This is a genomic window from uncultured Sphingomonas sp. (assembly GCF_964237155.1).
Taxonomy (GTDB): domain Bacteria; phylum Pseudomonadota; class Alphaproteobacteria; order Sphingomonadales; family Sphingomonadaceae; genus Sphingomonas.
In genome coordinates this window covers 27348-52210 of record NZ_CAXSHH010000008.1, presented here as the reverse complement: position 1 = coordinate 52210, position 24863 = coordinate 27348, and the positions used below count along the sequence as shown (strand labels likewise).

Sequence of the window (24863 nt, the reverse complement as noted above, 5' to 3'; positions counted from 1 at the left end):
GTGCAGCTGGGCGGGTCGATCGCCGCGATCCTCATGCTCGCCGGGATCGCGTGGTGGCTCCGGCTGGGGCGCGACGGCCGGATCATCGGCCCCGAGGAAGCGGCGGATGCGGCCGACCACGCGCTTGGCGGCTTCCGCACGGCGGACGCGGTGGTCGGCGCGGACGGCATGGCGGCGCTGGCGGTGGATGCGGGCGCGGTGCGGCTGGCGGTGTGCAAGCGCCGCGGCGCGCGCGTCGCCGTGTGCGAGGTCGGCTGGGGGGCGATCCGCTCGACGCCCGCGGGTATCGTGGTCGAGACGGGCGATCGCCGCTTCGGCCGCGTGCCCGTCAAGGGCGTCGATGCGCTCGACATGCGGCGGCTGGCGGGCGATCGCGCGCGGGGGGCGGTGTAGGCGTCGGGTTCCCGGGATTTTCCGTCGCCGCATCGGGGCGGGAGTCCTCGTGCGCCCGTCGGGCTGAGGCAACGAGGCAAAACCGCGCCGCCGTTCGTGCAGCATAACCCCGCGCCCGCAAGCCGCATCCGCGCGAGTCCCGCGAAAAAAAGCCCGGTGCATCGCTGCACCGGGCCAAAGGGCGTCCGCAGGAGGAACGACGTGTCGGGCGAGCCGGTGGGCCCGCCCGGAAACTCAATAATTGTAGGCGCGCTCGCCATGCTCGTTGATATCGAGCCCTTCCACTTCGACCTCGGTCGAAGGGCGCAGGCCGATCGTCTTGTCGAGCAGGAGGAACAGCGCGGCGGACACCAGGCCCGACCAGAGCAAGGTCACCCCGACCGCCTTGATCTGCGTCCAGAGCTGCCCGCCCATGTCGTAAGTGCCCGCCACGGCGGGAAGGACGGTGTAGTCGAACCAGCCCTGCCCCCCCATCGCCGGGTCCGCCACGATCGCGGTGCCGATCGCGCCGACGATCCCGCCGATGCAATGGACGCCGAACACGTCGAGCGTGTCGTCATAGCCGAGCCGGTTCTTCACCGTCGTGACGAACAGGAAGCAGATCGGCGAGGCGACGAGCCCGAGCAGGATCGCCCCCATCGGCGCGGCGAAGCCGCTGGCGGGGGTGATGGCCACCAGCCCCGCGACCGCGCCGGTCGCCGCGCCCAGCAGCGACGGCTTGCGATGCAGGGCCTGCTCGATGATCGCCCAGGCGGCGGCGGCGGCCGACGCGGCGAGGAAGGTGTTCAGGAACGCGAGCGCGGTGACGCCGTTGGCCTCCAGGTTCGACCCCGCATTGAACCCGAACCAGCCGACCCACAGCAGCGACGCGCCGATCATGGTCATCACCAGCGAATGCGGCGGCATCGGGTCGCGCTTGTAACCGACGCGCGGGCCCATGATCAGGCACCCGACCAGCCCGGCGATCCCGGCGTTGATGTGCACCACCGTCCCGCCCGCGAAATCGAGCGCGCCCATGCCGTACAGATAACCCGCGTCCTGCGAGACGAGCGCCCCGGCGGAGTCCTTGACCACCGTGGCGGCGAGGAAGTCGGGTCCCGCGAAATACCAGACCATGTGCGCGATCGGGAAATAGACGATCGTCAGCCAGGCGACGGTGAAAAGGATCAGCGGCGTGAACCTGACCCGTTCGGCGAACGCCCCCACGATCAGGGCGGGGGTGATGCACGCGAAGGTCATCTGGAAGACGACGAACGCGTATTCGGGGATGTACACGCCGTTGGAGAAGGTCGTCGCCAGCGTGGTCGCGTCGACCCCGCGCAGGAACGCCTTGGACAACCCGCCGACGAAGGGCGATCCGCTGGTGAAAGCCAGGCTGTAGCCCCAGCAGACCCAGACGAGGCTGGCGACCGACACGATGGTCAGCACCTGCATCAGCACGCTCAGCATGTTCTTGGTGCGGACCAGCCCGCCATAGAAAAGCGCCAGGCCCGGGATCGACATCATCAGCACCAGGGCGGACGAGATCAGCATCCAGGTCGTGTCGCCCTTGTTGGGCGCGGGCGGCGGCGGCGCGGCCGCGACCTCCTGCGCCCAGGCGGGCAGCGCCGCGTAGAGCGCGGCCGTGAACCCCGCGCCCAGTACGAGCTTGATCGCTCGATTCATGTCCGTCCCCCCATTCATATCGCCGTCTCGTCGATTTCGCCGGTGCGGATGCGCACGGCCTCGCCCACGTCCAGCACGAAGATCTTGCCGTCGCCGATCGTGCCCGTGTTGGCCGATTGCTGGATCGCCTCCACCACGCGCGGGCTCAAAGGGTCGGCGCACACCACCTCGATCTTCAGCTTGGGCACCATGGACGTCGAATACTCCGCCCCCCGGTAAATCTCGGTCTGGCCCTTCTGCCGGCCGAAGCCCTTGACCTCGGTCACCGTCATTCCCGCGACCCCAAGCCCGGTCAGCGCCTCGCGAACCTCGTCGAGTTTGAACGGCTTGATGATCGCCATCACCATCTTCATGCGCGCACCCCCCTTGTCGGGTTCGTACACCGCAACAATCGTGCCAAGCTCGATGATGGCTGGATCGCGGGAATTCGGACCCACTTCGAGGCGACGGACGCCGCAAATTGAGGCAATGACGCGATCATGCCCGTTATTTAGGCAGCAGGACCCGTGCTTTCGCCAAGTCGCTGTCGTCGACCATCACGCGGACGGGGATCAGGAACCAGCTTCCCTCGCCAATCGAGGTCTCGCCGTCGAACAGCCTGGCGTCGATGCCGTGCGCGTCCAGCATGCCGACGACCATATGCGCCTCGTTGCGGGAATAGCGGCCGAGCTCGACCAAGTTCAACGGCGGAACCCGGGTGGAACCTCGGTGGGCACGCGCGCGGGCAGGCCGTCGATGCTTCGGGCGTTCTCGGTCGCGAACACGCCGAGCAGCTCGTCGGGCGCGAACTTGCGGTGATATTTGTTGAGCGTCTCGCGCTCGCGCTCGAGCGTCATGCGCGGCACCGCCCAACCGCAGGCGGTCTGGACTTGCATCACCGCGACCTCGAAGATCTGCCGTGTGCCGGGGAATAGCTCGAACCGCGCCGCCAGCGCGTCCCATCCGTCATCCTGCGGCAGCACGGGCGTTCCCCGGCCATATAGGCGCAGGATCAGGGCCGGGCTTTCGAAGGCGCAGAACATGATCGTTATGCGCCCGTCCGCGATCAGGTGCGCGTTGGTCTCGTTCCCCGACCCGCCGACATCAAGATAGGCGACCGTATGGTCGTCGAGCACGCGGAAGCTGTCCATGCCCTTGGGAGAAAGATTGATCCGCGCGCCCTCGGCGGCGGTCGCGACGAAGAACACCGGCTGCCGCGCGATCATCGCCCGGTGGTCGTCGTTGATCGTGTCGAAGAACTCGGACATGTTGACCCATTCAGACTTTGCGCATAGCTTATGCGTATGAAGCACGATCCGATCGCATCCGGCAATCGTAAAGCCGTCAATCTTTCGCTCGATACCGGAGTGGTCGAAGCGGCGCGTGGACTAGGTCTTAATCTCTCCAAAATCAGCGAAGACGCGCTGCGGACGGCGACGCGCGAAGCGCATGGGCGCAAATGGGCGGACGAGCATCGCGAGCGGATCGACGCTTTCGCCGCGTGGCTGGACGAACACGGCATGCCGTTCGAGGATTTGCGCGTCTTCTGATGGCTCGGTTCGACGTCCATCGGGTGCGAGGAGGCCTGGCGCTCGACTGTCAGGCCGATATTCTGCATCGACTGCCGACCCGCTTCGTCGTGCCGCTCGAACCCATGCACCCCGCCCTCATCATCGACGAGCAGCTTAACCCCCGGTTCGAGATCGACGGCGAAACGCTGGTGATGGTTCCGCAGCTCGCCGGGACGGTCCGCATCCGCGACCTAGGTTCGACCGTCGGAGCTCTCGCGACCGATCGTGAGCAGCTCGCCGTCCAACGCGCGCTAGACCTGCTAATGACCGGCTTCTGACTGGCTAGACCGCCGTCCCGCCCACCGTCAGCCCGCTCACCAGCAACGTCGGCTGACCGACGCCCGCGGGAACGCTCTGCCCACCCTTGCCGCAGACGCCGATGCCCTCGTCGAGCGCGAAGTCGTTGCCCACGCTCAGCACCTTGGTCAGCACCGTCGGGCCGTCGCCGATCAGCGTCGCGCCCTTGATCGGAGCGCCAATGACGCCGTTCTCGACGCGGTAGGCCTCCGTGCAGCTGAAGACGAACTTGCCCGACACGATGTCGACCTGACCGCCGCCGAACGACTTGGCGAAGATGCCCTTCTTCACGCGGCTCAGCAGTTCGGCGGGGTCGTCGGACCCCGCCTTCATGAAGGTGTTGGTCATGCGCGGCATCGGCGCGTGCGCGAAACTCTCGCGACGGCCGTTGCCCGTCGGCTCGACCCCCATCAGCCGGGCGTTCAGGCGATCCTGCATATAGCCCTTGAGGATGCCGTCCTCGATCAGCACCGTCTCGCGGGTCGGCGTACCCTCGTCGTCGATCGACAGCGACCCGCGTCGGTCGGGCATCGCGCCGTCGTCGACCACGGTGACGCCGGGTGCCGCCACGCGCTCGCCGATCCTCCCGGAGAACGCGCTGGTGCCCTTCCTGTTGAAATCGCCCTCCAGCCCGTGGCCGATCGCCTCGTGGAGCAAGACGCCCGGCCAGCCCGGCCCGAGCAGCACCGTCATCTCGCCCGCGGGCGCCGCGACCGAGTCGAGGTTGACGAGCGCCTGCGCCAGCGCCTCGTCGATCCCGCGGGTCCAGGTCGCCTCGTCGAACAGACGGTCGTACAGGTAGCGGCCGCCGACGCCGAAGCTGCCGGTCTCGCGGCGGCCGTTCTGCTCCACGACGATCGAGACGTTCAGCCGTACCAGCGGGCGGACGTCGTGCGCGACGAAGCCGTCGGCGCGGACGATCTCGACGACGCTCCAGCTGCCCGACAGGCCGACGGAGACCTGCGCCACGCGCGGATCGCGGGCGCGCGCGGCGGCGTCGATGCGCTGGCAGAGATTCACCTTGTCGGCGAAGGGGACGAGGTCGAGCGGATCGCCGTCGGTGTAAAGATGGCGGTTCGTACCCTGCGGCGGGCCCGCCTTGGGACCGGTCGCGGGGTCGATGAGCGTCATCGTCTCGGCGGCGCGCTTGATCGCGGCCTCGCTTAGCTCGTTCGCATGCGCGAATGCAGTGGTCTCGCCCGACACGGCGCGGAGGCCGAAGCCGCCATGCGTGTCGTAGCTCGCGGTCTTGAGCCTGCCGTCATCGAAGCCGAACGCCTCCGAGCGGCGATATTGGAGATACAGCTCGCCGTCATCGGCCTTGCCCAGCGCCTGCGCGGCGAGCGCCTGCGCCCTGGCGGGATCGAGATCGCGGTAGAGGAAGCGGCGTGGATCGGTGATGGCGTTCATGACACCGGATATAAGCCCGCCGTTAGCCTACGCCAGCCCGTTTCCGGCGTCCGCCCGCAGGATGTCGGCGACCCGCGCCTGGAGCTCGGGCCCGACGCGGCGGAAGCCCATCAGGCGCGCGGCCGTGCGGATGAGGTCGCCGTCGGACCCGCCCGCATTGTCCTCGCGCGCGATCGCCAGCGCCGCGCGGATCTCCATCGCGGAGATCGCCCCCGCCTTCAGCGTCGGCCCGGTCTCGGCGGAGCGGTCGCGGACGGGCGGCGCCTCGCCCTGAGCGGGCGTGAACCAAAAATCGTCCTCGGTCCGGAGGTCGGGCGACGCCTGAAGCGAGCGCGAGGTCGCGGCCAGGATGCGCCCGCCCGCCTTTTCCTTGCCGAAGCCGGTCGCGACGCGGCGCGCCACCTCCTCCAGATGCATCGGTCCTTCCGCCTCGACGATCTGGCCTACTAGCTTGGCGAGCAGCGCGGCCGGCGCTTCGTGCGGTTCCACCGCGCTTCGGACGGAAAGCAGGGCGCGCCGGTAGGGCGGCATGGTGCGCCCTGTCGTCTCGGGGACGACGAACGCGTCAGCCGCCGGGGCGCTCCGGGCAATCGGCCGCGCGCCGGCGCGGTTGGCCCCGTCGAGCTTCACCCCCGCCTCCGCCGCCGTGCGCGCCGCCGCCAGCGCCGCGCGCAGCCGCTCGATCTCGGCGGGGCGGCGCTGGAACCAGTCGGTGCTCCAGACGCGGTGGAAGCGCCAGCCCAGATGCTCGAGCACTTCCTGGCGCAACCGGTCGCGCTCGCGCGCCCAGAGCGCCGAGTGGTAGGTCGCGCCGTCGCACTCGACCGCGAGCAGATACGCGCCCGGCTTGTCGGGATGGCGCACGCCGATATCGATGCGGAACCCCGCCGATCCGACCTGCGGGTCGGCGAGGTAGCCGAACGACCGGATGACGTCCGCGACGTCGTCCTCGAACGGCGTGTCGGCGGGCGCGCCGGTCGCCGTCGCCTCGTCGAGCTTGCCCGACTTGGCGTATTCCAGGAAGCGTTTGAGGATGCGCGGCCCTTCCCGCGCGACGCGGCTGGGGTCGATGTCGCCCGGATCGAACGAGGCGAACACTTCGCAGCGGATGCGCGCGCGGGTGAAGAGCACGTTCAACCGCCGCTCGCCGCCCTCGGCGTTGACGGGGCCGTAGCTCATGCTCGCCAGCCGCCCGCCGGGCGTGACGGGGCCGTAGCCGACCGAGATCAGGATGACGTCGCGCTCGTCGCCCTGGACGTTCTCGATGTTCTTGACGAACACGTCCTCCGCCTGTCCTTCGCGTAGGAATCCGTCGAGCGCGGGGTCGGACCGCCGGGCGAGTTCGAGCAGTTCGGTGACCGTGTTCTTCTGCGCCGACGAGAAGGTGACGATGCCCAGCGACAGGTCGGGATGCGCGCGGGCGTGCTCGGCGACGCGCGCGACGATCGCTTCGCCCTCCAGCCGGTTGTCGCGCTTGCCGCCCTTGTCGTAGACGCCCGCGACCTTGGTGAACGTCAGCCCGTAGGCGGGGTCCTTCTCCAGCGGGGAGGGCGGCAGGATCAGCCCGTCCTCGTAGAACTCGCGGTTCGAGACGCGGATCAGCGACGGATCGCGCGAGCGGTAGTGCCATTTGAGCATCCGCGACGGGAGACCGCGCGCCTCGCACAGCGACAGGACGCTCTCCAGCGAACCGAGCGTCGCCGCGCCCTCCAGCAGGTCGTCCTCCCCGTCCTCGGACTCGGGTGCTTCCTCCCCGTCCGCGAGCAGCCGGTCGAAGAAGGAGGAGGGCGGGAGCTGCTTCTGGTCGCCCACCACCACGATCTGACGCGCCCGCGCGATCGCGCGGGCGCGTCCTCCGGCCGGACCTGGCTCGCCTCGTCGATGACGAGCAGGTCGAAGGTGAGGAGGCCCGGGGTGAGGTACTGCGCGACGGAGATGGGGCTCATCAGCAGCACGGGCTTGATCCGCTGGATCGCGGTCGGCGCGCGCTTGAACAGCTGGCGGAGCGCGAGATGCGCGCGCTTCTTGCCGATCTCGCCGCGGATCACCCCCATCTCCCCCATCGCGCCTTGCGGCACCTGGGCCAGGTGCTCGGCGAGGATGGCGGTGACGTTCTCCTTGAGCCGCGCGCGCTCGAGCCGCCCGAAGTCGGCGGCCAGCGCGTGGCGATCGAGCGCGGCGAGGTCGCGCAAGGCGGGCTGGGTCGCGATCGCGCCCTGCCACAGCCGCTCGGCGCGCGCGAACCGCAGCTCGGTCGCCGCCGCTTGGCCGTCGATCGCGCCGCTCGCGACACGCGCGGCGAGGTCGCCCAAGCCGACCGCGTCCAGCCGCTCGCGCAGGGAGCACAGGCGCGCCCATTCGCCGTAACGGTCGGTCGACGCCGCCATGGCGCGCAATCGTGCGGCGACCTCGGTCAGGTCGGCCTGCGCGAACGTGCCGCAGTCGGGTTCGAGCGCGCGGACCACCTGATCGATCGCGGTCCGCGCGCAGGTTTGCGCCTGCCGGAGGGCGTTCGTCGTCATCGCCAGCTCGGCGGGCGCGGAGGCGATCCGGACTAACCGCTCGGGATCGGCGATCAGCGGCGCGCCGCCTAATCCGGCGCACCAGGTCGCGAGGGCGGCGGTGGCGACGAAGTCGGTCCGCTCGCCTCGCCATGCGCCGCCCAGCGCCGATGCGAGGAACGCCTCGTCCTCGCCCCAGCGCGCGCGGAGCGCCTGGACGTCGAGCAGCCGGTCGAGCAGCGCCAGCCGCCCGTCCGCCGAGGAAGGCAGCGGCCCACGCAACGACCCCGCGAGCGTCCGCGACGCCGATCGATAGGCGGAGCCCCAGCGCGAGAAGAAGGACGACGCGCCCGCGACCAGCGGCGCGCGCAGGTCGGCGACGTCGGTCGTAAAAGCGGCGTCGACGAAATCCGCTCCGGCCGCATTCCTCGCTGCGCGCCAATCCTGGGCACCGTCCAAACCCTCCCTCAACCGAACCGGATCGGCGGTGACGAGCAGCGCCCGCGCCGACCCGCCGTCGGTCGTGGGCATTCCCGCCAGCCGCGCCAGCGTGTCCAGCACGGGCGCGACCGTCGCCATCGACCGAACCTCGGCCGAGCCCAACGCCGCGAGCGGCGCATCGAGCGTCCGCCGCAGCGTCTCGACCGCCGCCCCGGCCTCCTCCAGTCGCGACGCCAGCCGGGCCAGTTCGACCGGCTGGATATCGAGCGCGCCCACGCCCGCGAACGGGTGCCGCTCCGGCGGCCCCGCCCGCCCGAGCAGCGCGCCATACTCGACGAGCGCCTCCGCGAGCGCCCGCTCCTCGGCCCGCGTCATCGTCGCCAGCGCGTCCGCCTCCAGCGCGGGGGCGGGCGTGCCCAAGCCGATATGGCGCGCCTGCCGAGCCAATACGGAAAAGGGCGTCTCCCCCGTCGCGCCGATCGGCGCGTGAAGCGCGGCGGTGACTTGGTTCAGCCTGTCGCGGCACTCTAGCAGCGCCTCGGGCGCGGGCGGCGCGGCCGGGGCGGCCTGCGCGGCGGCTAGCGTGCGCGCGAGGTCGGCCAGCACCGCTTTCTTGTTGGCCGTCTTGGAATGGAGCTCCAGGCAGATGTCGCGCAAGCCCACCTTGACCAACCGGTCGCGGACCACCGACAACGCTGCCATCTTCTCCGCCACGAACAGCACGGTGCGGCCCTCGCGCGCCGCGGCGGCGATGACGTTGGTGATCGTCTGGCTCTTGCCCGTCCCCGGAGGCCCCTGGACGACGAGGTTCCTGCCCGAGCGCACCTCCTCGACCACGCGAGCCTGGCTGGCGTCGGCGTCGACCACATGGAACAGCTTGTCGGGCGGGAGCCGCTCGTCGAGCCGGTCGTCGGGCCCGAACAGCGGCGGCTCCGCCTCGAACCCCTCATACAGCAGCCCGCGCGTCAGCGGATGCCCCTCCAGCGCGCCGCCCGGCCAAGCGTCGAGCGCGAGGTCGAGGAACATCAGCAGCTTGGAGAAGGAGAAGAAGCCGAGCTGGACCGCATCGCGATCGACCCGCCAGCGCGGCCGGTCGACGACGACCGCCTCCACCTGCGCGAAGTAGTCCGACGGCCGCCAGCCCTCGCCCGGCTCGACGGGCGGCAGGACGATCCCGAAATCGTCGCGCCAACGCTGCCGGAGCGGGAGGTTGGTCAACAGCTCCTCGTCGCGCAGCTTCAGATCATAGGTGGAGGTCCGCGCGTTCCGCACCAGTTCGACCGGGAGCAGCACCAACGGCGCCTCGCGCGGGGTGCTCGAAGTCGCATCCTCGAACCAGGTGACGAAGCCGAGCGCGAGATAGAGGATGTTGACGCCCTGCTCCTCCTCGGCGGTCCGGGCCTCGCGCGCGATCGTCAGCAGCTTCTTGCTCAGCGCGTCGGGGCCGAGCCGCGTCTCCAAGTGGTTGTCGGTGTAGCGTTTGGCGTCGATCGCCTCCTCATCGCCCGCGAGCTGGATATCGCCCGCTTCGCCCTTCGCGTCGCGGCCGAGCGCGCGGAACCGCATCGCCTTGCCCGAACACAGCAGGCCATGGAGCTCGTCCGACCGTTCGTTGACGATCCCGACGACGTTCCCGCGCGTGTTGGCGCGATTGACGTGGACCAGCCGGTTGCGCGTCCCCGTCTCGACCAGTCGCCTGCGTGTCTCGTCGAACAGCCGCTGGACCGATTGGCGCGCGGCCGGGTCGCCCTTCCCCGCCGCATCGACGGGGGCGCTCTGGTCCCCCGGACTCAGTTCCCCGCGCCGTCGCCGCGGTCGTGGAGCTTGCCCTGATCCGCCCCGTCGGCGGGCCCGCCGATCAGGATGAAGCGCCGGTCGCAATAGCCGCAGTCGGTGTAGCCCGGCTCCGCTATCTGCAGGAACACGCGCGGATGACCGAGCGCCGCGCCGCCGGGAATGTCGGTCGCCCCATCGCACGCGACGCGGCGGGAGGACACGCGGGATGTTTCGAGCGGCGGATGCATGCCCGACGGATAGCAAGCGCACGGGCGGGGCGGAAGGGGTGTATCTTGGCACCCGCGCCCGCTATCGCGACCGTATGGACGACGCCGCGATCAGCATCTCCGGGCTCTCGAAGACCTACGCCGGCGGCAAGCAGGCGTTGGACGGGGTGACGCTCGACGTGCCGCGCGGCCGGATCTTCGGGCTGCTCGGCCCCAATGGCGCGGGCAAGTCGACGCTGATCAATATCCTGGCGGGGCTGGTCAACAAGACGGCGGGCTCCGCGTCGATCTGGGGGTTCGACATCGACCGCCACCCCCGGAACGCCAAGGCGTCGATCGGCATCGTCAACCAAGAGATCCTGTTCGATCCGTTCTTCTCGCCGCTTGAGACGCTGGAGATCCAGGCCGGGCTGTACGGCGTCCCCAAACGCGAGCGCCGCTCGATGGAGCTCCTCCGCGCGGTGCGGCTGGAGGACAAGGCGGACGCCTACGCCCGCACGCTGTCGGGTGGCATGAAGCGGCGGCTGATGGTCGCCAAGGCGATGGTCCATTCGCCGCCCGTGCTGGTCCTCGACGAACCGACCGCCGGGGTCGATATCGAGCTCCGCCAGCAGCTTTGGGCGTATGTGCGCGAGCTCAACGCGGGCGGGGTGACGGTGGTGCTGACGACGCACTATCTGGAGGAAGCGGAGGAGCTGTGCGACCGCATCGCGATCATCAACGGCGGTCGCCTGATCGCCAACGAGCCGACGCGCGAGCTGGTCGGCCGCGCGCAGGAGAAAGTGGTGGCCGTCACCGTCGACCGCGACCTGGGGCATACGCCGCAAGCGGTCTGTTTCGAGAAGGTCGTGCTGCGCCCTCCCCGGACGCTCGAGATCACCTATGCCAAGGACCGCGTCAATGCGGGCGAGGTGCTGGCGGCGGTGCAGGCGGGCGGGCTCGGCATCGTCGACGTGGTCACCAAAGAGCCCGACCTGGAAGACGTGTTCCTGAGCCTCACGCGCGCGGCGAACGCGTGACGGCCGGCTAGCGCGACACGCGTGAAGGCCGGTCGCCTGAACGTCGCGGCTGCGGGGCTGACCTTGTGCGCGGCAGGGAGCGTCGCGCTCGGCGCGCGGTGCCTGTCGGCGACGCAGGCGCGGTGTTCGGTCTCGACGCTGTTCGGGCAAGCGCCTCGGCTCGACGTGCCTTATGCCGCGACCCGGCCCGAGCTGGTGAAGCGGATGCTCGACATGGCCGATGTAAACGCGGGCGACCGGGTGCTCGATCTGGGCACGGGCGACGGGCGCATCCTCATCGCGGCGGCGAAGCGCGGGGCGAGCGGGCTGGGCGTCGATATCGACCCGGTACTCGTCGCCGATGCTCGCGCCGCCGCGACGAAGGCGGGGGTCGCCGACCGCGCGCGGTTCGAGGCGCGCGACCTGTTCGCGACGCCGCTCGCCGGGTACGACGTGGCAACGATGTTCCTGCTGCCGGAGGTCAACATGCGCCTGCGGCCCCGCCTCCTCGCCGAATTGGCGCCGGGCGCGCGAATCGTCAGCCATGTGTTCGATATGGGCGATTGGCGGCCCGATCGGACCGAGCGCGTCGGCGGCGCGCGGGCGCATCTGTGGATAGTGCCCGCGCGCGTCGAGGGACGGTGGCGATTGCGCGACGCGGGCCGCCCGGCCGAGCTGCGGTTGACCCGGCGCCATCAGGATGTAGGCGGCGTCCTGATCCGCGACGACCGGGTCTGGCCGCTGTCGGACACGGGGCTGGACGGCGCGCGCTTGCGCTTCGCCGCAGGCGGGCGTTCGTACACGGGCGAGGTCTCGGGCGACCGGGTCGTCGGGCCTGGTTGGAGCGCGCGCCGGACCGCTCGATGAGGACCGACCGAATATGGGGCTGTCCTACAGCCGCCGACTCGTGCCAGGAGCGGCTCCGATGCGATTGCGACCCACCCCGTCCAGCCGATCGAGCCGCCCGGGAACGCGCGAAACCGTGCGTACTAGCGTGACTTTCGTTACCTTTGGTGGCCCTCCGCGATGAGCGGGATTGAATCGGACGTCCTCATCATCGGTTCGGGCGCGGCGGGGCTGACGGCGGCGCTCAACCTCGCCGACCGGTTCCGGGTCACGGTGCTCGCCAAGGGCGGGCTCGACGAGGGATCGACCGCGTGGGCGCAGGGCGGGATCGCCGCCGTGCTCGAGCCCGGCGACAATTTCGACAACCATGTCGAGGACACGATGGTCGCGGGCGCGGGATTGAACGATCGCGGCGTCGTCGAGTTCGTCGTCGAACGCGCGCCCGCCGCGATCGAGCGCCTGCGCGAACTTGGCGTCCCTTTCGCGATGGAGGGGGACGCGCTCCACCTGACGCGCGAGGGCGGGCATTCGCACCGGCGCATCGTCCATGTCGACGATGCCACCGGCTGGGCGGTGCAGGAGGCGCTCCTGAAGGCGGCGCGCGCGAACCCGAACATCACCCTTGTCCCCGACCAGGTCGCGATCGACCTCGCCGGCTCGCGCCACGAGGAACGCTATTCGGGCGCGGGGCATGTGTGGGGCGTCTACGCCGTCGACCGGGCGACGGGGATGGTGAACCTGCACACCGCGCGCGCGACGATCCTGGCGACCGGCGGCGCGGGGCGGACCTACCTGTTCTCCACCGCGCCCAAGGGGGCGACGGGTGACGGCATCGCGATGGCGTGGCGCGCCGGGTGCCGGGTGTCGAACATGGAGTTCATGCAGTTCCACCCGACCTGCCTCTATAATCTGGAGGTCAAGAACTTCCTGATCACCGAAGCGGTGCGCGGCGAGGGCGGGCGGCTCCTCAACCCCAATACCGGCCACCGTTTCATGCCCGATCTCGATCCGCGCGCCGAGCTGGCGCCGCGCGACGTGGTGGCGCGCGCGATCGACGCGGAGATCAAGCGGGACGGCCTCGACTACGTCCATCTCGACATCAGCCACCTGGCTCCCGACTTCGTGCGCGGGCACTTCCCCAATATCCACGAGAAGCTGCTGGGGCTCGGCATCGACATGACGACGGGGCCGGTCCCCGTCGTCCCCGCGCAGCACTACACCTGCGGTGGGATCGTCGTCGATCGCGACGGGCGCGCCGACCTGCCCGGGCTGTATGCGGCGGGGGAGTGCACGCAGTCGGGGCTCCACGGCGCGAACCGGCTGGCCTCCAACTCGCTCCTTGAATGCTTCGTCTATGGCGAGGCGGCGGCGGCGCATATCGCCAGCTGCTGGGACGACCTCCCCCCGCCCCCGCCCGTGCGCCCCTGGGACGAGAGCCGCGTGACCGATTCGGACGAGGAGGTCGTGATCAAGCAGAACTGGACGGAGATCCGCCGGTTCATGTGGAACTATGTCGGCATCGTGCGCACCACCAAACGCCTGAAACGCGCCGCCACCCGCATCGCGATGCTGACCGAGGAGGTGGCCGACCATTACGGCAATTTTCGCGTCACGCCCGACCTGATCGAACTGCGCAACCTGCTCCAGACCGCCGACCTGATCGTGCGCTCGGCGCTTCACCGGAAGGAAAGCCGCGGGCTGCATTACACGCTCGATCACCCGGAGACGCTGGATGCCCCCGTCGACACGGTCCTGACGCCGTCGCGTTTTTAACCCCGCGACCCGGCGCACGGACCGCTCGTTTCACCGCAGCGACGACATCTTGTTGTTTCACTGGCGCGAAGCTCGGGACAGGTAGGACGACGTGGGGTCGGGGTGATGTGGTCGTGATCAAGTCGAACGGTTATCTCGCGGTCGCGCTCTGCGCCGCGCTCGCGGCCTGCGTGCCCCCGCCGCGGCCGGAGAAAACGTCGCGGGCCGACGCGGCCGTGTCGCTCCCCGCCCCCGTCGCGGCGGTCTCCGTGCCCGTCCCAGCCCCCGCGCCGCGCGTGGTCCGGGCCGCGCCGGACGGGCTGACGCTCGCGGTGACCCAGGCCGTGCGCGGCTTCGGCGGCTTGGCGGGCGTTGCGGTGCGCGCGGTCGACGACGGCTGGACCGTCGAGTCCGGCGGCCGCCGCCTGCTGCCCCAGCAATCGGTGTCGAAGCTCTGGGTCGCGATCACGGTGATGGAGCAGCGCGACCAGGGCCGCGTCCGGCTGGAGGACGAGATCACCGTTCGCCCGCAGGACCTGACGCTGTTCCACCAACCGATCGCCTACCTCGTGCGGCAGAAAGGCAGCTTCACCACCACCGTCGGCGGCCTCCTGACGCGCGCGCTGACGCAGAGCGACAACACCGCCAACGACCGGCTGCTCACCCTCGTCGGCGGGCCGTCCGCCGTGCGCGACGTCATCGCGGGCAAGCGGCTGGGCGACATCCGCTTCGGCCCGGGCGAACGGCTGCTCCAGGCAGGCACGGCGGGGGTCGAGTGGCGGCAGGAATATTCGCTGACCAGCGGCTTCCAGGACGCCCGCTCGCGCCTCGCGCCCGAGCGCCGCCGCGCCGCGCTCGACGCCTACATCGCGAACCCGCCCGACGGCGCGGCCCCGCTCGCCATCGCCGACGCGCTGTCGCGCCTCGCGCGCGGCGAGTTGTTGTCCGAATCGTCCACCCGCTTCCTGCTCGAGACAATGGCGCGCACCGTCACCGGCCGCTCGCGCCTGCGCGCCGCGGTCCCGCCCGGCTGGCAACTCGCGCACAAGACAGGCACCGGCCAGGACCTGAACGGCCGCAACGCCGGCTTCAACGACGTCGGCCTCCTCACCGCCCCCGACGGCCGCCGCTACGCAATCGCGGTGATGATCGGCGACACGACGCGCTCCACCACCGCCCGCCAGCAGCTGATCCAGGCGGTCGCGAGGGCGGTGACGACGTACGCGCCGGGCCGCCCCACGCTGGGTCCGGTGCCGGACGGCGTGGCGAACTAACCCGCGCGTCGGGCGGGCGTGGGCTTGGCTGTTGGTCCACCCGCCACCCTGCGCTACACCCTCGCGCGATGCCCCATCTCTATCTCGTCGACGGCTCCGGCTACATCTTCCGGGCGTACCACCGGCTCCCGCCGCTCACCAACAAGCATGGCGAGCCGGTGGGGGCGGTGTACGGCTACACCACCATGCTCTGGCGGCTGGCGGAGGCGCTGCATGCGGCGGACGGGCCGACGCATATGGCGGTCATCTTCGACGCGTCGTCCAAGACGTTCCGCAACGACCTGTATGACGGGTACAAGGCGCATCGTCCGCCGCCGCCGCCCGACCTCGTGCCGCAATTCCCGATGATCCGCGACGCCACCCGCGCCTTTTCGCTGCCCTGCATCGAGGAGGCGGGGCTGGAGGCGGACGACATCATCGCCTCCTACGCGCTCGCCGCCAGGCGCGAGGGGTGGGAGGTCACCATCGTCTCGTCGGACAAGGACCTGATGCAATTGTTCGAGCCCAAGGTCGAAGGTCGGGGCGGCATCGACATGCTCGACACGATGAACAACCGCCGCCTCGGCCCCGAGTACGTCGTCGAGAAATTCGGCGTCGGACCGGAGCGGCTGGGCGACGTGCTCGCGCTGATGGGCGACGCGGTCGACAACGTCCCGGGCGTGCCGGGCGTCGGACCCAAGACTGCGGCCAAGCTGATCGCCGAACACGGCGACCTGGAGGGCGTGCTCGCCGCCGCGCCCGCGATGAAAGCGGGCAAGCTCCGCGACAACCTGGTCGAGCACGCCGACAAGGCGCGGCTGAGCCGGGTGCTCGTGACGCTCAAGGACGATGCCCCGCTCCACGACCCGCTCGACGCGCTCGCGCTGCCGGAAGCGGGCATTCCGCCCGGGCCGCTCAGGGCGTTCTTGGAGCATCATGGGTTCAAGTCGCTGCTTGCGAAATTAGGCGAGGTAACCGAGGCCGCCGACAAGGCCACCGCGCCCGCAGTCGACGACGCGGACGCCGATCCGCCCTGCGATCTCGACGGCTACGAGACGATCACCGACGCCGCCGCGCTCGAGCGTTGGATCGCCGAGGCGCGCGCGCAAGGGTGGGTCGCGGTCGATACCGAGACCACCGGCGTCGACGCGACCCGCGCCGACCTGGTCGGCGTGTCGCTCGCGCTCGCCCCCAACCGCGCCTGCTACGTGCCGCTCGGGCATGGCGGCTCGGACCTGCTGAGCGAGACGCCCGTACAGATCGACCGCGCGGAGGCTCTCGCGCTGCTCGGGCCGCTGTTGGCGGATGAGGCGGTGCTCAAGATCGGGCACAACCTGAAATACGACATGATCGTGCTCGGGCGGTTGGGGTTGGATATCGCGCCGTTCGACGACACGATCGTGCTCAGCTTCGACCTCGACGCGGGCAGGCATGGCCACAAGATGGACGAGCTCGCCGCCGAGCACCTGTCGCACACCTGCCTGGGCTTCAAGGAGGTGGTCGGCACCGGCAAGAACCAGCGCGGGTTCCACGAGATCGACCTCAAGACCGCGACCCGCTACGCCGCCGAGGACGCCGACGTGACGCTCAGGCTGTGGAAACGATTCAAGGCACGGCTTCCTTTGGAGGGCGCGACCCGTATCTACGAGATGGTCGACCGCCCCCTCGTTCCCGTTATCGCGCGCATGGAACGGCGCGGGATCCTGGTCGACGTGCCCCGCCTCGCCGCGCTCTCGACCGAGTTCGAGGGTCAGATCGCCGAGTTTGAGAAACAGGTCCACGAGCTCGCGGGCGGCCCGTTCACGATCGGCAGCCCCAAGCAGCTGGGCGACGTATTGTTCGACCGGCTGGGGCTGAAGGGCGGGCGCAAGGGCAAATCGGGCGTCTATTCGACCGACGTGACCGAGCTCGAGCGCATCGCGCGGAGCAAGGAGCCGGGATCGGAGATCGTCCGCCGCGTGCTCGACTGGCGTCAGCTGACCAAACTCAAGAACACCTACACCGACGCGCTCCAGGCTCAGGTCAACCCGGCGACGGGCCGAGTCCACACGAGCTACTCCCTGACGGGCGCGCAAACCGGACGGCTGTCCTCGACCGACCCCAACCTCCAGAACATCCCGATCCGCACCGAGATCGGCCGCCAGCTGCGCGAGGCGTTCGTGGCGGAGGAGGGGCACGTCCTCCTCGCCGCCGACTATTCGCAGATCGAGCTCCGGCTGGCCGCGCACATGGCCGACGTGCCCGAGCTGAAGGCGGCCTACGCCAACGGCGAGGACATCCACGCGCTGACCGCGCAGCAGCTTTACGGCGAGGTCGACCGCGACACGCGGAGCCAGGCCAAGACGATCAACTTCGCGATCCTCTACGGCATCTCGCGTTGGGGCCTGGCGGGGCGGTTGAACATCACCGCCGACGAGGCGCAAGGGCTGATCGACCGCTATTTCGAGCGGTTTCCGGGCGTGAACCGCTACATGGCCGACACGCTGACCCAGGTCCGCGACCGCGGCTATACCGAGACGCTGTTCGGCCGGAAATGCTGGTTCCCCCGCATCAAGAGCCGCCAGCAGAACGAGCGTCAGGGTGCCGAGCGTGCCGCGATCAACGCGCCGATCCAGGGCACCAGCGCCGACATCATCAAGCGCGCGATGATCCGCATGGAACCCGCGCTCGCCGAGGCGGGACTGGGACAAGTCCGCATGCTCCTCCAGGTCCATGACGAACTCGTGTTCGAATTGCCGGAGAAGGACGTGGAAGCCGCGAGCCCGGTGATCCGCTGCGTCATGGAGGGCGCGGCCGAGCCGGCGGTCAAGCTCTCCGTCCCGCTCGGCGTCGAGATCGGCACCGGCCATAGCTGGGGTTCGGCGCACTAGTGCCCACCCGCGACCCCGAGGACATCGCGGCGCTCGCCAAGGGGGGCCGCACCAACATCGCGGGCTTCGCGCTCCGGCTGCTCGCGCGGATCCCGTTCCTGTTCATCGCGGGGCGCGTCTACGGGCCCGAGTTGGTCGGGCGGTTCGCGATCGCGGTGGTGGTGGTCGAACTCGCCGCGCTGCTCGCGACGCTGGGCCTGAAACGCGGGCTCGCCCAGGCGCTGGCGACCACCGACCGCCCGCATGCTCATGTAGTATGGGACGCGATGGTTGTCGCATTGGTCGTGTCGATCGCGGCGAGCGCGGTATTGTTCACCTTCCCGCAGATCATGTATCCAAACAGCGCGGTGACGGGGCTCGACCGGTTCCTTCCGCTGATCATCGTCGCGACCGCCTGGTCGGATGTCAGCCTCTCCGCGCTCGCCTATCGCCTGAACGTCAAGGCGGCGGTGACCGCGCGCGCGGTGGTGGAGCCCTGGACGATCTCGATCGCCGCCTGGGCGTTCTCCTACTTCACGCTGCGCGACGGGCTGGTGCTGTCCTACGTCGCCTCGATGATCGCGGCACTGGTGGCGAGCGCGGTGCCGTTCGTCCGCTCCTATGGCCTACCGCGCGGCTGGAGCCCTCGCGTCCGCCCGCTCCTGGCGCTCGCCAAGGCGAACGCGCCGTTGGCGGGGGCGGACGCGCTCGAATGGGGGACGCGCAACGTCGACCGCTTCATCCTGGGGCTGCTCTTCGCGCCGGAGATCGTCGGCATCTACTACATGGCGCAGCAGGTCGCCTCGCTTCCCGCCAAGCTCAAGACAAGCTTCGACCCGATCCTTGGCCCGGTCGTGACCGAGGCGCTGGCGAGGAACGACAAGGCCGCGGTCGCGCGGCAGGTGTGCCAGGTCGCGTTCTGGATCATGGCGGCGCAGGGCGGGCTGGCGCTGATGGGCTCCATCCCCGGCGAGGCGGTGATGGGCGTGATCGGGCCCGAGTTCGTCGCGGGCACCGCCGCGCTCGCGTTCCTCCTCACCGCCGAGTTCGCGGGAACGGCGGGGGCGGTGTCCGAATCGGCGCTGGTCTACATCGCCCGCAAGCGGAACCTGCTCATCTCGCTGGGGATGCTGCTGTTCCAGATCGCGCTGAGCTTCGCGCTGGTGTTCGCGGCGCGCACGCTCGACTGGCCCGCCACCTGGCAGGCGGCGGGCCCGGCGGTCGCGCTGTGCCTGAGCCTCGGCGTCACGAGCGTGGTCAAGGTGCGCTTCCTCGAACGCATGCTCGGCCACGGCGTCGCGCCCTGGCGCTGGTCGCTGCTATGGGCGGCGCTGGCGGCGATCGGCGTGGGCACGATCTTCACCGCGCTGCCGCAACGGTACGAGTGGACCGAGCTCGTGATCGGCATCCCGGCGATCGCGGGCGTGTACCTGTTCGTGCTGTGGCGCTGGTCCTTCGGCGACGCCGACCGCGCGCTGTTCCGACGCAAGGCGACGCCGGAGGCGACCGCGCTCCCGGCGGGAAGCGCGGCCGGCTTCTAGGGCCGTCCTCGCCGAGTTGCATCGCGCGTGGGATGACGTAATCTCCAGGTCGGGGAGTGCGGCCATGCGGAGGATTTCGGGGTGGCTCGGATTGATAGTGGCGGCCGCGATAGGGGCGGCGCTCAGCTTCGGCGTCCTCGTCCTGTTCGCCCCCATCGCACCGTATTTTTGGCTGCTGATTTTTCTGCCCTTGCTAGTCGGAGGCCTTGCGGCAGCCGGCTTCGCTCGTTTCTTTGCTCGGCGGGCCGGTCTATCCCGTCTCACCGGGTCTAGCCTCGCCGCGATTGTCGCGCTGCTGCCGCTCGGTGGGATCGTGACCGCGATGCTCGTCAGCCCGTTTCAGCCACGCGCCGAACCCGGCCCGGACCCGCGCGGGCCGCACCGCCTGCTGCGGAGCGGCACCGGCGCATCGATCGCTTGGTGGGCGCTGGAGCCGGAGCGCCCGCGCCACCGCACGCCGGTCGTATTCCTTCATGGCGGCCCCGGCGATCTGGTGCGCCCTCGCGATTTCGATGTCGGTTCTGGCTTTCGAGACGCCGGATTTCGGACGGTCTTCTACGACCAGGCCGGCGGCGGCGCGTCCGGCGATCGGCCGATCGGGGAATATACGCTCGCGAACGCCGTCGCCGACCTCGACTCGCTGCGCGCCGCGCTCGGAACCGACAAGATCGTCCTATGGGGGCAGAGCTGGGGGGCGTCGCTCGCGACTGCCTATGTGCGGGCGCACCCGGACCGGGTGGCGGCGACCATCCTGGAGTCCCCCGGCGACTTTCCGGGAGAGCCCCTACCGCTGGACTATTCGGGTACGGACACGAAAGGCGGATTCAAGCCGACCCTGCGCGATGCCACGATCTATCTCCTGATCGGCCACGCGCCGCAGCTTGCCGAGCGGTGGCAGAGCCAGCCCTATACCCGCGCGACGCATCAGGCCCGATCGGCCACCACGACCCATATCTACGGCTATCAATGCAAGGACGTTCGGAAGCCGCTGCCGCGACCGCTGTCGCCGGGCGGACATAATCTCTATCCACAACTCAGGCTTCAATCCGATCTCGAGACGCAGCCGCGGATCGGCGGAACGCTGTCCTCCGCGCCGACGCTCCTGGTGCGGGGCGGCTGCGACTTCATCCCGCCCGCGACGGCGGCGCGCTTCGTCCGGGCGTTCCCGGCCACGACCCGCATCGATGTGCCGGGTCGCGGCCACGGCTTCTTCGGCCACGACGCCGAGCTGCGGCGCATCCTGAACCGGTACGCCTTGACGACGCTCGCCCGGCTTCCCTAAACCTCGGACGGGGCGGTCGCGACGATCAATGCCGGAAATGCCTCATGCCCGTGAACACCATCGCCAGCCCCGCCTCGTCGGCCGCCGCGATCACCTCCGCGTCGCGGATCGAGCCGCCGGGCTGGATCACCGCGGTCGCGCCCGCCTCCACCGCCGCCGTCAGCCCGTCCGCGAAGGGGAAGAACGCGTCGGACGCCACCGCCGAGCCGATCGTGCGCGGCTCCGCCCAGCCCGCCCTGTCCGCCGCGTCGCGCGCCTTCCAGGCGGCGATGCGCGCCGATTCCAGCCGGTTCATCTGCCCTGCCCCGACGCCGGCCGTCGCGCCGTCCCGGGCATAGACGATCGCGTTCGATTTGACGTGCTTGGCGATGATCCAGGCAAAACGACAGTCCGCCAGCTCCCGCTCCGTCGGCCGCCGCTTGGTGACGACCTGGAGCATCTCGTCGGTCAACCGTCCCCCGTCGCGTGACTGGACGAGCCAGCCGCCCGCGATCGACTTGGCCGACAGCCCGCCGCGCGCCGGATCGGGCAACTCACCCGTCAACAACAGCCGCAGGTTCTTCTTGCGCGCGAACACCGCCCGCGCCTCCTCGTCCGCGTCCGGCGCGACCACGACCTCGGTGAAGATCTCCGCGATCGCGGCCGCGGTCGGGCCGTCGAGCGGACGGTTGACCGCGACGATGCCGCCGAACGCCGACACAGGGTCGCAGGCGAACGCCGCCCGGTACGCCGCCTCCGCCGTCGGCGCCGTCGCGACGCCGCAGGGGTTGGCGTGCTTGACGATCACCGCCGTCGGTTCCGCGTCGCGGAACTCCGCCAGCAATTCGAGCGCGGCGTCCGCGTCGTTGAGGTTGTTGTAGCTGAGTGCCTTGCCCCCGACCTGGTCCGCCTGCCCGATCCCGCGCGCCGACGGGCCTCGGCTCGCGTAGAAGGCGGCGGCTTGGTGCGGGTTCTCCCCATAGCGCAGTTCGTCCTGCCGCTGGAGGATCAGCGGCAGCGTCCCCGGAAATCGCTCGCCCTGATCGGCGAAAGCGAACCAGCTCGCGATCATCGAATCATAGGTGGCGGTCGCGGCGAACGCGCTCGCGGCCAGATGCCTCCGCAGCTCGAGCGTCGTCGCGCCGTCGTTCGCGTCGAGCTCGGCCAGCAGCGCCGGATAGTCCGCAGGGTCGGTGACGATCGCCACATAGGCGTGGTTCTTCGCCGCCGACCGCACCATCGACGGCCCGCCTATGTCGATATTCTCGATCACCTCGCCCCGTTCCGCGCCCCGCGCGACCGTCGCCTCGAACGGGTAAAGATTGACCACCACCAGATCGATCGCTCCGATCCCGTGTTGCGCCATCGCCGCCGCATGCGCCGGATCGTCACGCACCGCGAGCAGCCCGCCATGCACCGCCGGGTGGAGCGTCTTGACCCGGCCGTCCATCATCTCGGGGAAATCCGTCAGCTCGGCCACGTCGCGCACCGTCAGCCCCGCATCCCGGAGCGCGGCGGCGGTGCCGCCCGTCGATACCAGCTCGACGCCGCGCGCCGCCAGCGCACGGGCGAGGTCGACGACCCCCGCCTTGTCGGACACGGACAGCAGGGCGCGCTTGACGGGGACGAGCGACATGGGGGAACTCCGGTGACCAGCGACGCGCGCGCCCTGCCCGCCTACCGCGCCCGCTTCAAGAGCCAGCCGACGCTGGCGCCCCCCGCTGCCGCCTCGCCCGCGACGACCAGCTGGCGTGTCGCCACCGGGCGCCCCGCCTCGTCGATCCACACCGACCCGTCGATCGCCAGCGCCCCGCCCCGGCAGCGGAACTGCCACGGTCCGCCCCCGGCTTCACCGCCGCGGGTCCGCAGGATCGCCGCCTGGCCGTCGGCGGTCGGCTCCGCCTCGATGCCGCGCCCCAGATGGAACCGGATCGCGAACGGCGTCGTCCCCGACCGGCGGCGGCGTCCGCGCGGCAGCAGCGCATCCTCACCGCGCAGCTCGCGCCCATCGGCGGACAGCATTAGCCGGCGGCGGTGGACGAAACCGAAGCGGCGCGCATAACCGTCATGCGCGCCCTCGATCCGGCTGCCCGCCTCGCTCTCCTGACGCGACAGTTCGACCTCGCCGACCCCGCGCCCGAGCGTGCCGTCGGCGTGGATCGCCGTCGAGTTGGTGTCGGCCAGGCCGAGCGTCGAATGCGCGGCCGTCGTGCGCAGCCCTTCGATGAGCGTGCGCGGCAAGCCCGCCACCGCCTCGCGCGCGCCGCCGCAGTTCACGACCAGCCGCGTCGGGCCGTCGGAGAACTCGAACGCCAGCGTCGACGCGCATCCGCCCTCGACCACCCGCGCCACGGGCGGCGGCGCGGCGTCGACGATCAGCACCGCGCTCCCCGCCGTCAGCCGCTGATAACCCCAGTCGCGCGCCTGGCGGAGCGGGCGGGTGCGTATCCCGCTCGCCTCGATCACCGCCGCGACGCGCGTCGCGGCGACGGGACCCCCGCCCTGCCAGCTCGACAACCCCCGATCGCCATGCGCGACTCCGAGTAGCGCCGGCACCATCCGCGCCAGCGCACCCGTCACCGCATCGGGCATATCCTCCCGACGCGCGTCGTAGCAGGCGCCGAGACTCGCCAGCAGGTCGATCGTCCCCAGCAGCATCGACGGTGAGCGCGACACGATGCCGCCATCCTCGAACAGGCTGGCCCCCAGCGCGCGCGCCAGCCCCGCCTCGCCGAAGCGCAACCGCGCCTCGCCGCCCGGTATCAGCAATCCACACGACACCACCCCGCACCACGCGGCGATCCGCGCGGCCCCGGCGGGCGTATTGTCGGCATAGCGGTCGAGGTGCCGCCCGCCCCGCGCCAAGGCATTCAGCACCCGCGATCTATAGACCAGGTCGGTCGAGGACAGGATCAGCGGCGCGTGCGCGGTCCAGGCCAGCACGCGCCGACCCCAGAGGTCGGCACGCCACCCCGTCTGGTCGACGGCGTCCGCATGCGCGTCGAGCCAGCGCGCCATCAGCGCCTCCGCGACCGGCGCGGCCTCGGCACGCGTCGCGACCGTCGAAAGGTCGCGCAACCACGCGAAACTCTGAAGATGGTCGGCGAAGGGCTTGCCCCAGTCGGGTCGGCGCAGGTCCAGTCCGCCCAGCGCGCGCTCCTCGCCCGAAAATACGAGCCGCCCGGCGAGCAGCGCGCGCCCGCGTCCGACATCGCCCGGGATCGGATCGTCGGGTACCGCGATCAGCTTGAGCGGATGCCGGTCCTTCAGCCGCAGGTCGTGGAGCGGGGTGCGCCAGGTCAGCCGGTGGAATCGCTCCGACAGTCGGTCGGCGAGCGACAGCCCCTTGTCGCCGCCGACCCGGATCAGCCGCTTGCCCTCGTCGATCCCGTCCCTCGGGACCGGGGCCTCCGGGTCGTCACGGCTCATGCGGGCCGGAGCCGCGCGATGTTCCTGGCGTAATCGTCCGTTCCGAACACCGACGTGCCCGCCACCAGTACGTCGGCGCCCGCGTCGATCGCCTGGCGAGCGGTCTCGGCGTCGATCCCGCCATCGACCTCCAGATCGATGGGGCGACCGGTCGCGTCGATCATCTTGCGAATGGCGGCGACCTTCTTCAGCTGCGACCCGATGAAACGCTGCCCGCCGAAGCCGGGATTGACCGTCATCACGATCACCTGATCGATCAGGTCGAGCAGATAATCGAGCATCTTGGCCGGCGTGCCCGGATTCAGCGCGACGCCCGCGCGCAGCCCCAGCGACTTGATGTGCCCGACCGACCGATGGATGTGCGGCCCAGCCTCCAGATGGACGGAGATCGTGTCCGCCCCCGCCTCGGCGAACGCGTCCAGATAAGCGTCGGTCGGCGCGATCATCAGATGGACGTCGAAAGGCTTGGGCGTAAGCGGCCGGATCGCGCGCACCACGCCGGGGCCGAATGAGATGTTGGGGACGAAATGCCCGTCCATCACGTCCAGATGGATCCAGTCCGCTCCCGCCTCGTCGACGGCGCGCACCTCCTCGCCCAACCGCGCGAAATCGGCGGACAGGATGGACGGGGCGACGCGGACGGATCGTGACATGGTGGGGGCCTCTATCACCCC

The 24863-nt window shown here is 70.4% G+C and carries 21 protein-coding genes; 10 read left to right on the top strand and 11 right to left on the bottom strand.

What is annotated here, in order from left to right:
• Complete coding sequence (locus ACFE71_RS03535) at window positions 1-393, top strand: hypothetical protein (RefSeq protein WP_375427462.1); 393 nt, start codon at window positions 1-3, stop codon at window positions 391-393.
• Between the two features lie 234 nt (window positions 394-627).
• Here the strand turns inward: ACFE71_RS03535 and ACFE71_RS03530 are convergent, their stop codons facing one another.
• The 4 genes from ACFE71_RS03530 to ACFE71_RS03515 form a co-directional block, all read right to left on the bottom strand.
• Complete coding sequence (locus ACFE71_RS03530) at window positions 628-2058, bottom strand: ammonium transporter (protein WP_375427430.1); 1431 nt, start codon at window positions 2056-2058, stop codon at window positions 628-630.
• A 14-nt stretch (window positions 2059-2072) separates the two neighbouring features.
• A complete protein-coding gene (locus tag ACFE71_RS03525) occupies window positions 2073-2411 on the bottom strand; it encodes a P-II family nitrogen regulator (RefSeq protein WP_375427429.1) in 339 nt (112 codons plus the stop codon).
• Window positions 2412-2544: 133 nt separating this feature from the next.
• On the bottom strand, window positions 2545-2742 hold the full coding sequence (locus ACFE71_RS03520; protein WP_375427428.1) for a DUF2007 domain-containing protein: 198 nt from the start codon (window positions 2740-2742) through the stop codon (window positions 2545-2547).
• The gene (locus ACFE71_RS03515; RefSeq protein ID WP_375427427.1) at window positions 2739-3305 is read right to left on the bottom strand and encodes a pyridoxamine 5'-phosphate oxidase family protein; all 567 of its coding nucleotides are present in this window, start codon (window positions 3303-3305) and stop codon (window positions 2739-2741) included. Before ACFE71_RS03515 ends, ACFE71_RS03520 begins: the two co-directional genes overlap by 4 nt.
• A gap of 36 nt (window positions 3306-3341) precedes the next feature.
• Between ACFE71_RS03515 and ACFE71_RS03510 the strand changes: the two genes are divergently transcribed.
• Both ACFE71_RS03510 and ACFE71_RS03505 read left to right on the top strand, forming a co-directional pair.
• Window positions 3342-3587, top strand: coding sequence for a type II toxin-antitoxin system CcdA family antitoxin (locus ACFE71_RS03510; RefSeq protein ID WP_375427426.1), 246 nt, complete (start codon window positions 3342-3344; stop codon window positions 3585-3587).
• Entirely contained in the window at window positions 3587-3886 is a 300-nt protein-coding gene (locus ACFE71_RS03505) for a CcdB family protein (RefSeq protein ID WP_375427425.1), read from the top strand. Before ACFE71_RS03510 ends, ACFE71_RS03505 begins: the two co-directional genes overlap by 1 nt.
• Before the next feature lie 4 nt (window positions 3887-3890).
• Here ACFE71_RS03505 and tldD read toward each other — a convergent pair whose 3' ends face one another.
• Genes tldD through ACFE71_RS03485 form a run of 4 tightly spaced genes read right to left on the bottom strand, consistent with a single transcriptional unit; the run spans window position 3891 to window position 10281 of the window.
• A complete protein-coding gene (gene tldD, locus ACFE71_RS03500; RefSeq protein ID WP_375427424.1) occupies window positions 3891-5315 on the bottom strand; it encodes a metalloprotease TldD in 1425 nt (474 codons plus the stop codon).
• A 27-nt stretch (window positions 5316-5342) separates the two neighbouring features.
• Entirely contained in the window at window positions 5343-6953 is a 1611-nt protein-coding gene (locus tag ACFE71_RS03495; RefSeq protein WP_375427461.1) for a DUF3320 domain-containing protein, read from the bottom strand.
• Entirely contained in the window at window positions 6914-10138 is a 3225-nt protein-coding gene (locus ACFE71_RS03490; RefSeq protein ID WP_375427423.1) for a DUF4011 domain-containing protein, read from the bottom strand. The genes ACFE71_RS03495 and ACFE71_RS03490 overlap by 40 nt, the downstream gene beginning before the upstream one ends.
• Window positions 10048-10281, bottom strand: coding sequence for a zinc-finger domain-containing protein (locus ACFE71_RS03485; protein WP_375402811.1), 234 nt, complete (start codon window positions 10279-10281; stop codon window positions 10048-10050). Before ACFE71_RS03485 ends, ACFE71_RS03490 begins: the two co-directional genes overlap by 91 nt.
• A 74-nt stretch (window positions 10282-10355) precedes the next feature.
• Here ACFE71_RS03485 and ACFE71_RS03480 point away from each other — a divergent pair, with 74 nt between their 5' ends.
• From ACFE71_RS03480 to ACFE71_RS03450, 7 genes are all read left to right on the top strand, one after another.
• A complete protein-coding gene (locus ACFE71_RS03480; RefSeq protein WP_375427460.1) occupies window positions 10356-11279 on the top strand; it encodes an ABC transporter ATP-binding protein in 924 nt (307 codons plus the stop codon).
• 21 nt (window positions 11280-11300) lie between these two features.
• Window positions 11301-12125 carry an SAM-dependent methyltransferase gene (locus ACFE71_RS03475; RefSeq protein WP_375427422.1) on the top strand — a complete coding sequence of 275 codons (825 nt, stop codon included), beginning with the start codon at window positions 11301-11303 and terminating at the stop codon, window positions 12123-12125.
• A 159-nt stretch (window positions 12126-12284) separates the two neighbouring features.
• Window positions 12285-13877, top strand: coding sequence for an L-aspartate oxidase (gene nadB, locus ACFE71_RS03470; protein ID WP_375427421.1), 1593 nt, complete (start codon window positions 12285-12287; stop codon window positions 13875-13877).
• A 113-nt stretch (window positions 13878-13990) separates the two neighbouring features.
• Window positions 13991-15130 carry a serine hydrolase gene (locus tag ACFE71_RS03465; protein ID WP_375427420.1) on the top strand — a complete coding sequence of 380 codons (1140 nt, stop codon included), beginning with the start codon at window positions 13991-13993 and terminating at the stop codon, window positions 15128-15130.
• 68 nt (window positions 15131-15198) lie between these two features.
• A complete protein-coding gene (polA, locus tag ACFE71_RS03460; RefSeq protein WP_375427419.1) occupies window positions 15199-17979 on the top strand; it encodes a DNA polymerase I in 2781 nt (926 codons plus the stop codon).
• Entirely contained in the window at window positions 17979-19499 is a 1521-nt protein-coding gene (locus tag ACFE71_RS03455; RefSeq protein ID WP_375427418.1) for a lipopolysaccharide biosynthesis protein, read from the top strand. Before polA ends, ACFE71_RS03455 begins: the two co-directional genes overlap by 1 nt.
• Before the next feature lie 97 nt (window positions 19500-19596).
• On the top strand, window positions 19597-20781 hold the full coding sequence (locus tag ACFE71_RS03450; protein ID WP_375427417.1) for an alpha/beta fold hydrolase: 1185 nt from the start codon (window positions 19597-19599) through the stop codon (window positions 20779-20781).
• A gap of 25 nt (window positions 20782-20806) precedes the next feature.
• Here the strand turns inward: ACFE71_RS03450 and purH are convergent, their stop codons facing one another.
• From purH to rpe, 3 genes are read right to left on the bottom strand one after another with little or no spacing between them, the layout of a single operon-like run.
• Window positions 20807-22396 carry a bifunctional phosphoribosylaminoimidazolecarboxamide formyltransferase/IMP cyclohydrolase gene (purH, locus tag ACFE71_RS03445; RefSeq protein ID WP_375427416.1) on the bottom strand — a complete coding sequence of 530 codons (1590 nt, stop codon included), beginning with the start codon at window positions 22394-22396 and terminating at the stop codon, window positions 20807-20809.
• A gap of 41 nt (window positions 22397-22437) precedes the next feature.
• Window positions 22438-24189, bottom strand: coding sequence for a heparinase II/III family protein (locus tag ACFE71_RS03440; RefSeq protein WP_375427415.1), 1752 nt, complete (start codon window positions 24187-24189; stop codon window positions 22438-22440).
• Window positions 24186-24842, bottom strand: a complete 657-nt coding sequence (gene rpe, locus ACFE71_RS03435; RefSeq protein ID WP_375427414.1) for a ribulose-phosphate 3-epimerase — start codon at window positions 24840-24842, stop codon at window positions 24186-24188. The genes ACFE71_RS03440 and rpe overlap by 4 nt, the downstream gene beginning before the upstream one ends.
• Window positions 24843-24863 lie beyond the last annotated feature (21 nt).

What these genes read in the sequence shown, in the direction of transcription:
- ACFE71_RS03530 (WP_375427430.1), bottom strand. Translation starts at nt 2,058, where the DNA reads ATGAATCGAGCGATCAAGCTCGTACTGGGCGCGGGGTTCACGGCCGCG.
- ACFE71_RS03525 (WP_375427429.1), bottom strand. Translation starts at nt 2,411, where the DNA reads ATGAAGATGGTGATGGCGATCATCAAGCCGTTCAAACTCGACGAGGTT.
- ACFE71_RS03515 (WP_375427427.1), bottom strand. Translation starts at nt 3,305, where the DNA reads ATGTCCGAGTTCTTCGACACGATCAACGACGACCACCGGGCGATGATC.
- ACFE71_RS03510 (WP_375427426.1), top strand. Translation starts at nt 3,342, where the DNA reads ATGAAGCACGATCCGATCGCATCCGGCAATCGTAAAGCCGTCAATCTT.
- ACFE71_RS03505 (WP_375427425.1), top strand. Translation starts at nt 3,587, where the DNA reads ATGGCTCGGTTCGACGTCCATCGGGTGCGAGGAGGCCTGGCGCTCGAC.
- tldD (WP_375427424.1), bottom strand. Translation starts at nt 5,315, where the DNA reads ATGAACGCCATCACCGATCCACGCCGCTTCCTCTACCGCGATCTCGAT.
- ACFE71_RS03495 (WP_375427461.1), bottom strand. Translation starts at nt 6,953, where the DNA reads ATGCTCAAATGGCACTACCGCTCGCGCGATCCGTCGCTGATCCGCGTC.
- ACFE71_RS03485 (WP_375402811.1), bottom strand. Translation starts at nt 10,281, where the DNA reads ATGCATCCGCCGCTCGAAACATCCCGCGTGTCCTCCCGCCGCGTCGCG.
- ACFE71_RS03480 (WP_375427460.1), top strand. Translation starts at nt 10,356, where the DNA reads ATGGACGACGCCGCGATCAGCATCTCCGGGCTCTCGAAGACCTACGCC.
- nadB (WP_375427421.1), top strand. Translation starts at nt 12,285, where the DNA reads ATGAGCGGGATTGAATCGGACGTCCTCATCATCGGTTCGGGCGCGGCG.
- polA (WP_375427419.1), top strand. Translation starts at nt 15,199, where the DNA reads ATGCCCCATCTCTATCTCGTCGACGGCTCCGGCTACATCTTCCGGGCG.
- purH (WP_375427416.1), bottom strand. Translation starts at nt 22,396, where the DNA reads ATGTCGCTCGTCCCCGTCAAGCGCGCCCTGCTGTCCGTGTCCGACAAG.
- ACFE71_RS03440 (WP_375427415.1), bottom strand. Translation starts at nt 24,189, where the DNA reads ATGAGCCGTGACGACCCGGAGGCCCCGGTCCCGAGGGACGGGATCGAC.
- rpe (WP_375427414.1), bottom strand. Translation starts at nt 24,842, where the DNA reads ATGTCACGATCCGTCCGCGTCGCCCCGTCCATCCTGTCCGCCGATTTC.